We start from the raw sequence: 10,005 nt of genomic DNA on the forward strand, positions 1-10,005 counted from the left end.
TCGCAGGTGCTCCAACGGTTGCCCCCCTTCGTTCAGGCGAGCCACGAACATTTCATGACCTGCTCGCTTTGTGGTCGAGTCTATTGGAAAGGTTCGCACTGGAAACGCATGCAGCGTTTACTGGATGCTACGATTCGGCAAAGCGGCTAAATTGCGCTGACCGAAAGTCAGGTATTTTTCGTCGAGGCTTTGGGAAAGGGTTGCAATTGAAGGCTGGCTCTTTGCGATCCTATGCAGACGGCCATGGAGGCGGAAATACTCGTACGGCATGTCGAACTTCTCGAACCGCCAACCCAGCACGCGCTCAAAAAACGCCTTGGCCCGACCTACGTCTTGGACAGTGAGATCGAAGTACGTAGGTTTCATGGTTTTGCCGTCAAATGATAAATGGGCAAGGGCAAAGTTGACAGGCGGCACCGCCCGTTTGCTAACTTTGCCATGAGCCCTGGCTGTCGGCAAGCGCTGCATCGCTCTTTCCCTAAAGGAGCTGCACTGTCACAGGCTTCAGGGGCAGATGCCTATCATTGGACCTCTCTGCCGTTACGCCCACGGTGACCGACCGCTCCCGCTGCATTGCGGGTGTTCGGCAGCACCAAAGCCGATTTTTGATTTGACTGTCAGCTTTCGGCGGATCGAGCTATGCGGCGACCTTGAATTCCCCACACCACGCCGATGCGTAAACCACCGGAAAGGACCAAGCATCGGCACTGGATGAGTCGTGCCATGTGCCAACCGTAGTGGGTGGGTACCTATGGCAATGGCCCTTCAGTAAGTCTGGCACAGACTGCATATCAAAACGCCGCCAATACTGGCATTGATCACATCTCATTGATGTTCTCCATGTAATTTGTTTGGATTCTGTTCGGTGGTCTATAGATGCTGCGGAGTGTTGTCTGTACCTGGCCCGTCGATGGCACCAGGTGAAGCTACCGGTGGCTTCATCTTCATGCATTCCCCACACTCAGGCTAGTCGCCCAGACTCGGATTGGCGTGTCTGGAGTCTTTCTCTGTGGTTTTTCAGGCGGCATACTGCTCCAGTGGTGTGAGGGGATGCACCAGCGTTCACACAAAATTTTTTGGCCGGGGTCAGAATGCTAACCTTTTTAGGTGAAGACCGAGGATAACTGTGACCTACAGCCGGGTGTTGTGAACCAGGGGTTACCATTTTCCTGTGACGGTTGGCCGGTTTATGGTCAGTAATGGTTTTCCCCTTTGATCTGTGAGCGGCGGGTTTCGGTCGGCTGCGCCTGCTGACCACGTCATTCTGTACGACAGCTTCTGGTCTTTAGCAGTCATCCAATACGCCGCGCAGGAACGCCGGCGCTTGGTGGGGGAACGCCGCACTGTGCGTACATCGACAAACCGGCCTAATGTCCCGGCCCCCTCGCCAAAACCCTACAACAAATCCCGCAGCCGGTAATAAGCCATCCCCAGCACCAAGCCCGGCATGCGCAGCCAGCGCCCGCCCGGAAACGGGGTGTGCTTCAGCCGGGCGAACACATCAAACCGTTCGGCCTGCCCGGCGATGGCTTCGGCCACCAGACGGCCGCCCAGTCCGGTGGCGGTCACGCCGTGGCCGCTGAAGCCCTGCAGGTAGTAGACATTGGCGCTGATGCTGGACTGTGCCTGGCCCGGCGGGCTGCCGCCTCGGCCTCTTGAAGCCGATCAATATCGGCCAGTACGATCAGTGATCGTGTCGCCCAAATCTCCACCATGGATATGGCGGCCCGAACATAAAAAAACGTGTAGTCGCTGCCTTTTCTGTCATGCTGGCGCTGTCTTGCGACGGCACGTTTGGGGGGAGAGACCATGCAATTTTTTTCCAGGATTTTTCAGCATACGCCGCCTTCCGGTCCAGGCGAACAAGCCGACCCTGACGCGTACTGGAGCCAGCCAGCAGACAAGCTCATGGCGCAATGGGGTTCTGATGCCAGCGGACTGTCCCAGCGCGAAGCCGGTGCTCGCCTGAAGCGCAGCGGGCCCAATGCGCTCAAGGCGATGAAAAAGGCAGGCGCGCTGAGGCTGTTCGCCAGCCAGTTCAAAAGTCCGCTGGTGCTGATCCTGATACTGGCTTCCGTCATCTCGCTGGTCGCAGCGGAATGGATTGATGCGGGCGTGGTGCTGGTGGTGGTCTTTGGCAGCACCCTGCTCGGCTTCACCCAGGAATACATTGCCGGCAACGCGATCGACAAGCTGCGTTCAAAGGTCACGGTCCATTCGGTCGTCCTGCGTGACGGTCAGGCCAAGAACTTGCCTTCGAACCGCGTGGTGCAAGGCGACACGGTACTGCTGTCCGCCGGAAGCCTGATCCCGGCCGATGGCGTGGTGCTGGAGGCCAAGGACTTCTTCGTCAACCAGGCGGTACTCACCGGCGAAACCTTTCCGGTCGAGAAAAAGCCCGGCGTTGCCCCTGAAAAAGCCGGCCTGGCCGAGCGCAGCAATTGCGTGTTCATGGGCACCAGTGTGAGCAGCGGCACGGCGCGCATGCTGGTCGCACAGACCGGCAAGTCCACCATTTTCGGGCAGATCGCGGGCAAGCTCGCGTTGCGCCCGCCCATGACCGAGTTCGAGCGCGGCATCCAGCGCTTTGGCTACCTGCTCACGCGCATCATGCTGGTGATGGTGGTGCTGGTCCTGGCCATCAACATCTTCATGGCCAGGCCGCCCGTCGACTCGCTGCTGTTTGCCCTGGCGCTGGCGGTGGGACTCACGCCGGAGTTGCTGCCAGCCATTGTCAGCATCACGCTGTCGCATGGCGCCAAACGCATGGCCAGGCTGGGCGTGATCGTGCGCCGGCTCAATTCGATTGAAAACCTCGGCAGCATGGACGTGCTGTGCACCGACAAGACCGGCACGCTGACGGTGGGCGTGGTGGCGCTCGACGGCGCGGTCGACACGTCCGGACAACCCAGCGCCATGGTCTTGCGGTTTGCAAGCATCAATGCTCAGTTCCAGTCCGGGCTGGCCAGCCCGCTTGACGAGGCCGTGCTTGCCGCCGCGCACAAGGCCGGCACGGACCTGGGCGCGGTGCAAAAAGTTGACGAGATCCCCTATGACTTTGTACGCAAGTGCCTGTCCGTGGTGGCCGCCGATGCCACCGGCGCCCGCACGCTGATCACCAAGGGCGCGCTCGACAAAATCCTGGCGCTGTGCACGAGCGTGGGCGTGGGCGCTGACGCCGCACCGTTCGACGCGGCCGTGCGCGCCGGTATCGAAGCGCGCTTTGAAGACTGGAGCGCGCAGGGTTACCGCGTCCTCGGGGTGGCGAGTCGAAAGATGGAAGCGCGCAGCGGCCCCTACACACGCGCCGACGAGCGCGACCTGTGCTTTGCCGGCTTCCTGCTGTTCATGGACCCGCTCAAGCCCGGCGTGCACCAGACCCTCATCGACCTGGCGCAGCGCGGCGTGCAGCTCAAAATCATCACCGGCGACAACCACAAGGTCGCGCGGCATATCGCCGAAGCGGTCAAGCTCCCGATTGAGCGCCTGATGACCGGCCGCGAACTCAATGACATGGGCGACGAGGCCCTGATGCATGCGGCAGGGCGCACCGCCGTCTTTGCGGAAGTGGACCCGAACCAGAAGGAGCGCATCATCCTTGCGCTGCAAAAGACCGGCCATGTGGTCGGTTACATGGGCGACGGCATCAATGACGCCCTGGCGCTGCACGCGGCCGACGTGGGCATTTCGGTGGACACGGCGGTGGATGTGGCCAAGGATGCTGCGGATTTCATACTGCTGCGCAAGGATCTGGGTATCTTGCGCCAGGGCATCGACGAAGGCCGGAGAACCTTCGCCAACACGCTCAAGTACATCCTGACCACGATCAGCGCCAACTTCGGCAACATGTTCAGCATGGCCGCGGCGTCCCTCTTCCTGCCATTCCTGCCGCTGCTGGCCTCGCAGATCCTGCTCAACAATTTCCTGTCCGACATTCCCGGCGCAGCGATTGCCGGCGACCGGGTCGACAAGGAGTGGGTGGCAAAGCCGCGCCGCTGGGACACGGTGTTCATCCGCGACTACATGGTGCTGTTCGGACTGCTCAGTTCCGTGTTCGACCTGCTGACTTTCGGGGCGCTGCTGTGGCTGTTCAAGGCGGCGCCGGAAGAGTTCCGCACCGGCTGGTTTCTGGAATCGCTGCTGACCGAACTGGTGGTGGCGCTGGTTGTGCGCACGCGCCGCCCGTTCTACCGCAGCCGACCGGGGAATCTGCTTCTGGGCAGCACCGTGGCCGTGATTGCCATTGCGCTGGTGCTGCCGTATCTGCCGTTCAGCTCGATCTTCGGCTTTGTGCCCCTCCCCGCCCCGCTGGTGCTGGCCATGATAGCGTTGACGATGGCTTATGTTTTTGCAGTCGAGGTGGCGAAGAAGTCGTTCTACGCGCGCGCGGAAAACGCGAAAAAGTAGAAAGAAGTTCAGCCAATGGAGAACATCACATGCGCTCAGGACGGTATTTGTAGAGTCCCGATGCAAGCCATGAAAGATTGGTACCATTCCGATCCGCACTTGTTTAACAAGCGACCTTATGATCGTCCGGGATGTGACACGTAATGACGATCAATTTCAATGAAAATCCCCCCCCTTCGTTAACCGACGGTTCCTACTTCAACAGTGCTGGTGCTGGATTGATGTCTCGATCAGTGGTTTCCGCAATGGTCGACCATTTGCATCTTGAGTCGATGATGGGCAGCTATGAGGCTGCAGCAGCGAAGTCGCAGGATCTTTCGGACCTGTATTTGGCAGCAGGGCAGCTGCTCGGATGTGATCCAGATGAGATCGCTTTGACTGGGGGTAACACCAGTGGTTGGCAAACCGCAATCGGTGCCATTAACTTTTCCCATGGCGATCGCATTCTTGTAGGGCGCAGTGAATGGGGTGGCAACTATGCGGCACTTTTACACATTGCACATCGGGTCGGTGCAGTTGTTGAGGTGATACCCTGCAATGAGTTCGGCGAAGTGTGCCTTGAGCAACTGAGAGCTATGCTTGACTCCAGAGTTAAACTGATATCTTTGACGTGGATGCCGGCCAATGGCGGACTTATCAACCCAGCGGCGGAAGTTGGGGCGTTGGCGAGAGCAAACGACATTACCTATGTACTCGATGCCGCTCAAGCGGTAGGGCAGATACCGGTGAACGTGCGTCAGCTTGGCTGTGATGTGCTCACAGCACCCGGCAGAAAGTGGTTACGGGGTCCGCGCGGCACGGGGTTAATGTACGTCCGGCGTAGGTTTTTTCAGCAGCACGTGCCAGTGATGATCGATCAATATTCAGCGCCGCTCGTTGGCCTCAAATACCAGTTGCGAGAAGATGCTCGTCGCTTCGAGACTTCGGAGGCTTGTGTAGCTGCCCGCGTGGGATTTGGCGTCGCGATTCGTTCTGCCTTGACTAGTGATATCGGATCTATTCAGCGCAATGTCTTTGAGCGTGCAGAGAGGGTACGCAATGGTCTCTTGTCAATTAGCCATGTCCGATTGCATGATCTGGGGAGGGTGCAGTCAGGATTAATTTCGTTCTCAGTCATTGGAATCTCGCCAGGAGTAGTCAAGGCTCGATTAATGGAGGCTGGTGTGAATGTCGCTGTCAACGGTATCGCATTTACTCCACTCGACATGCAGGCCAGAGGCCTTATCGAAATTGTTCGCGCATCACCGCACATCCATACTTCTGACGCAGATGTTGACCGCTTGATCCGAGCGGTTGAATTGATTGCAAGCTGAGGCTTGTTGGCAAGAAGTGCGCCATATTGATCCTCGCCAAAACCCTACAACAAATCCCGCAACCGGTAATAAGCCATGCCCAGCACCAGGCCCGGCATGCGCAGCCAGCGCCCGCCCGGGAATGGCGTGGACTTCACGGACCCGGCATCTCAGGAAAACCAACGCAGAAACGCGGCGGCGGTGAGCGCCGTCGCGGCCAGCGCCGCGAGCGCGCGCCAAGTCGCCTGCTGCGCCCGTTCACGCCACCCGGCACCACGATAAAGATACGCGGCGGCGAGCATGAATCCGGCGGCGGCACAGGCGATCTTGATCAGCAGCGCGGCCACCGCGATGCCATGGATGTCCGGGAAGCGCCCGTAATAAAGCCAGCTGACGCCGCCGAAAGCGGCCCCGCTGGCGGCTTGCGCGGCCCATCCCAAAAGCATGGCCCACGCCAGCGGCCTGCGCATCCCGGCCAGACCCAGCCCCGGCCATAGGGCACCGACTGCGCTGCCCACCACGGCGACAGCGCCGAAATTGTGCACGACCTGGATCGCCGCATAGCTCAGGTTTTGCAGATCCATGGCGGCTAGTTGACGCTCACCTTGACGCACTGCTCCAGCCCGATGGGCGTATGGCCTTTGTTCACGACCTTGACGCAGATGTCGTGCTGGCCGGGCGACAGGGTTGCCAGGGTGTAGCTCCCCTTGAGTTGGCGCAGGATGGCCGCTTCCTTGTTGTCCACGTAGAGGTGGACATGGTCGCCATTGGGGCCGGGCATGACTTCATAGTCCACCTTGTTCTGGGCCATGGCATCAAGCCTGCTGCCTTCTGCGGGGGATGTGACCTTGACCGATCCATCCTGTGCAAGGCCAGACTGTGCGCAAGCAAGCAGCGCGGCGCCGAGGATGGGATAAATAGACGAACTGCGCATTGCGACCTCCTTGTCGTTGGGCTGAATGCGGGAGCGAGCCCATAACCTCCAGCCGAATCGGATCGGCCATTATTTGTAGCACAGGGTGTTGGCATGACAGGCTGAAATAGCGGGTCAGCCCCTTCCTAAAATAGGCATCGGCAAGCAGGCAAGCCGGTCCTTCTCTGTGCGGCAAAAGGCGGCCCAGGGCACTTTGCGGCCAATTCACATGACGAGACAAGCCCCGGCTTGCGGCCGACTAGCGCTTGTCCAGCAGCCGGAGGGTTTCCCGCATAAAGGCAGGCAGGTCTGAAGGCTGCCGGGACGTCACGAGCTTGCCGTCCACCACCACGTCGCTGTCCTCGTACAGCGCGCCCGCCTCGCGCATTTCCTCGGCCACGGAGTGGTAGCAGGTGGCGCGCCGCCCGCCCAGCAGGCCGGCGGTGATGAGCGTTTGCGGGCCATGGCAGATGGCCGCAACCGGCTTATTGCCTGCAAAAAACGCCTGTGCAATGCGCACGGCCGCCGGTTGCTTGCGGATGGTGGCCGGGGCTTTGCCGCCCGGCAGCACCAGGAGGGCGTAGTCGTCCGGGTTCACGTCCTTCAGCGCCTTGTTGGCCTCGACCTGGTAGCCATGTTTGCCGTTGATCTTGCCGCGGCTGATCGAGGCGATGTCCACCTCGATCCCCGCTTCAAGCAGTCGGTAGTAAGGCACCAGAAGCTCGGAGTCTTCAAAGTGGTCCGCACTGATGATGAGCGCTTTCATGGCGGGTGATCCCTTTCACGAAAAAAGTGGAGGCGCGCTTTGCGTTGATCGTATCGACCTGACGCGCGAGCAGCTTGATCTACTTCAAGCGCGGGCGACAGTCCACGCGCCAGAGTGGCCCCGCCTGCGCCGCGCCAAATTCAACCGGCAAGAAACGCTCGATCAGCCACATGGTCGTGCTGGCATGGGAGGACAGCGTGCGCGCGGTGAACCGCGACAGTCCGTTGGCCAGCGCGGCATAGACCAGCAGCTGGTCTGCGGCATGCACATCCAGTGTCGCGCCGGACTCGATTTCGGCGCGCAAGGCGCGGCCGGCCTCGTCACCCAGGCGCTCCGCCGGCACCCCGCGCTGCGCGGTTGCGGCTGCACCCAGCACACCGCCCTCCGAGAGCGCCCAGAGCACTATCGCGCCGCCCTGCCCAATAGCCTGCGGCCAGCCCAGCAGCGGCTGCTCAATCTGCGGCGCCGGAACCGGCGGCAGCGCCTGCTGCGCTGCCCGCGCCATGCGAGCGGTGATATGCGCGGGCAAGTTGGCGGTATGGGCGATGCCGCCAACCTCGCGCAGCGCGCCCCGTGCTTCCGTCACCAGCGGCCGCAGGGCTGCCCCCGCTTGCACCTCCACCCGGATTTCACCACCCCCGCGGGGGTAGTAGCCGCGCCTTGCCACCTCAAGCGACACCCGCCCGCCCATCAGCGACAACAGCGGCAGGAACACGCAGCGAAAATAGTCCAGCGGCGGCGAGTCGCGCACGTCCGTCCCGCCCGTGATGCGCATGACAACCCGCTCCGCGCACACCAGCGCCACCGGCAGTACGGCCTGCAACACCAGCGTCACGCTGCCGGCGGTGCCCACGTCGAACTGGAATTCCCCGCCGCGCAGGCGGTGGGGATGAAAAACAACCTCGGGCGACCTGACTTGCAGGCCCTCCGCCTCGGCGCCGCACAAGGCCGCGACCGCCTTGACGGCCGCCAGGTGTTGCGGCGCCAGCCCCGGGTTGGAACGCTTGGCACGCACGTTGCCCACACGCAATGCCTGCCCGGTGATGGCCGCCAGGGCCACCGCCATGCGCAGCAATTGCCCGCCGCCTTCGCCATGGGAACCGTCGATTTCGATCATGTCAAATTCTTGAATTGAACACAGTTTGCCGACAAAAATCGGCATCCCACATGACCCTGCGCAACACTTGAATTGGAAATTCACGATCAGCAGAAGATGCCCCGCTTGAGAAGGGCTCGCACGGCACCTTGATGGTTTTTAGGTGGCGCCGACAACCCGTACAAACAGGGATCGCGTGAGGGACTGATGTCGGCGTGTCTGAATGGGGCCTCAAGCGGCCTTGCGCGTGATTAGCTCGTTGTTGCGGACTGACTGCAATGCCGCGGAAGCCGACATCCAGGCGCAAGATCCACTGGGCTATAGTTCTGACCAAATGAAACGTCGAAAGAAGTGAACTCGACGTTAACCAAATTTCGCCAGGATAGGCGACAGGGTTCAAAGGGATGGAAATGAATTCAATTTCTAGTGAAATTGACCGCAAACCCAGGCGGCATGGGCCTTACCGCTTGAGGGGCTTCGGCATCAACGGGTGGGTTTCCGGTTTATTTCGTCGTCTAGCTTGGGAATGCCAAGATAGGCGCTCGGCTACATGATGTTGGGCATCACAATAGGATCGTATTTGCCATGTTCAAAGTATTCATTAGCTACTCGACACACGATCTCAAGAATGTTGCAGAGCTACAGCAATCACTTGTCGGAACTGGTGTAGAAGTTTTTGTCGCGGAACATTCTGTTGTCGCAAGTGAGCCATTATCGGAAACGATTTCTTCTGCCATTGCTGCGTGCGACTTGTTTGTCCTTCTGTGGAGTACCAACGCAAAGGCCTCGGAGTGGGTGCCTCAGGAAATTGGAAAAGCGCATTCACTTCACAAACCAATTCTCCCGCTGGTGCTCGAAGATGGGTTATCCCTTCCAAGGTTCATCAGCGACTTGAAGTATCTCCCCGTCTTCCGCGATCCTCAGGCAGCAATGGCGCAAGCTCAAGAGTTCATACTCAAGCAGTTTCAGGCAAAGCAAGCAGCGGCGCGCCAAAAGGAAGAAGAAAAAGCTCGCAATTTGCTTGTCCTTGGAGGGCTTGCGCTTTGGTTGTTCAGCCAAAAGTGATGCCCAACCCCTCATTCGACCGGACCTGCGCGAAAACCCGCGCAGGCCGGTGAATTCAAACGTTAGGACGCTTATGGCCACCGCAAGAAAGAGACTGCCCACAGACACAGAGACGGAGGTGCTCGTTCGCAGCCGACGGCGGTGCGCCCTCTGCTACGGCCTCAAAGGTGACTTTACGGAAAAGATCGGGCAGATCGCCCACATCGACCAGAATCGCTCTAACGATTCGCTCGCCAACCTTTCTTGGCTCTGCTTTGAGCATCATTCCCTCTACGACTCTTCCACCAGCCAGCACAAGAATTATCAGGCGACTGAAATCAAGCATCTGTGGTGGTCTAATTTAAAAAGACACAAAGATAGGTTTTTTAAACCTAAATGGCGACAGAAGTGAACAACCAAAAATCCCGAAGAACCTTTGACGCAAGCTTCAAGCTCCAGGTAGCTCAAATGGTCAGAGCCCAAGGCT

Annotated in this window: 10 protein-coding genes and 1 pseudogene; 5 read left to right on the forward strand and 6 right to left on the reverse strand. The window is 59.7% G+C overall.

From position 1 onward, the window contains the following. The first annotated feature begins 6 nt into the window (after window positions 1-6). Complete coding sequence (locus Q8K05_RS18840) at window positions 7-150, forward strand: Mut7-C RNAse domain-containing protein (RefSeq protein WP_370868761.1); 144 nt, start codon at window positions 7-9, stop codon at window positions 148-150. Here the strand turns inward: Q8K05_RS18840 and Q8K05_RS02855 are convergent. Beyond that, a complete protein-coding gene (locus Q8K05_RS02855) occupies window positions 118-468 on the reverse strand; it encodes a VOC family protein (RefSeq protein WP_305245031.1) in 351 nt (116 codons plus the stop codon). The two genes, Q8K05_RS18840 and Q8K05_RS02855, sit on opposite strands and share 33 nt — an antisense overlap. A gap of 927 nt (window positions 469-1,395) precedes the next feature. Continuing rightward, window positions 1,396-1,608, reverse strand: a pseudogene (locus Q8K05_RS02860) (FAD-dependent oxidoreductase); the annotation flags it as partial. Window positions 1,609-1,809: 201 nt separating this feature from the next. Here Q8K05_RS02860 and mgtA point away from each other — a divergent pair. Continuing rightward, the gene (gene mgtA, locus Q8K05_RS02865) at window positions 1,810-4,407 is read left to right on the forward strand and encodes a magnesium-translocating P-type ATPase (RefSeq protein WP_305245032.1); all 2,598 of its coding nucleotides are present in this window, start codon (window positions 1,810-1,812) and stop codon (window positions 4,405-4,407) included. A 143-nt stretch (window positions 4,408-4,550) separates the two neighbouring features. Continuing rightward, window positions 4,551-5,720, forward strand: coding sequence for an aminotransferase class V-fold PLP-dependent enzyme (locus tag Q8K05_RS02870; RefSeq protein ID WP_305245033.1), 1,170 nt, complete (start codon window positions 4,551-4,553; stop codon window positions 5,718-5,720). A 149-nt stretch (window positions 5,721-5,869) separates the two neighbouring features. Here Q8K05_RS02870 and Q8K05_RS02875 read toward each other — a convergent pair whose 3' ends face one another. The 4 genes from Q8K05_RS02875 to rtcA all read right to left on the reverse strand — a co-directional run bounded on the left by Q8K05_RS02875 (window position 5,870) and on the right by rtcA (window position 8,495). Then, window positions 5,870-6,283 (reverse strand): hypothetical protein, encoded by a 414-nt coding sequence (locus Q8K05_RS02875; protein WP_305245034.1) that lies wholly within the window; start codon window positions 6,281-6,283, stop codon window positions 5,870-5,872. A gap of 5 nt (window positions 6,284-6,288) precedes the next feature. Continuing rightward, a complete protein-coding gene (locus tag Q8K05_RS02880) occupies window positions 6,289-6,633 on the reverse strand; it encodes a hypothetical protein (protein WP_305245035.1) in 345 nt (114 codons plus the stop codon). A gap of 238 nt (window positions 6,634-6,871) precedes the next feature. Continuing rightward, on the reverse strand, window positions 6,872-7,378 hold the full coding sequence (locus Q8K05_RS02885; protein WP_305245036.1) for a type 1 glutamine amidotransferase domain-containing protein: 507 nt from the start codon (window positions 7,376-7,378) through the stop codon (window positions 6,872-6,874). A 79-nt stretch (window positions 7,379-7,457) separates the two neighbouring features. Next, on the reverse strand, window positions 7,458-8,495 hold the full coding sequence (gene rtcA, locus Q8K05_RS02890) for an RNA 3'-terminal phosphate cyclase (RefSeq protein ID WP_305245037.1): 1,038 nt from the start codon (window positions 8,493-8,495) through the stop codon (window positions 7,458-7,460). 564 nt (window positions 8,496-9,059) lie between these two features. On the opposite strand from rtcA, the gene Q8K05_RS02895 reads away from it, so the two are divergent. Beyond that, entirely contained in the window at window positions 9,060-9,539 is a 480-nt protein-coding gene (locus tag Q8K05_RS02895) for a toll/interleukin-1 receptor domain-containing protein (RefSeq protein WP_305245038.1), read from the forward strand. 118 nt (window positions 9,540-9,657) lie between these two features. Continuing rightward, the gene (locus Q8K05_RS02900; RefSeq protein ID WP_305245039.1) at window positions 9,658-9,930 is read left to right on the forward strand and encodes a hypothetical protein; all 273 of its coding nucleotides are present in this window, start codon (window positions 9,658-9,660) and stop codon (window positions 9,928-9,930) included. The last annotated feature ends 75 nt before the right edge of the window (window positions 9,931-10,005 follow it).

This window comes from Polaromonas sp. (assembly GCF_030682935.1).
GTDB lineage: Bacteria > Pseudomonadota > Gammaproteobacteria > Burkholderiales > Burkholderiaceae_C > Polaromonas.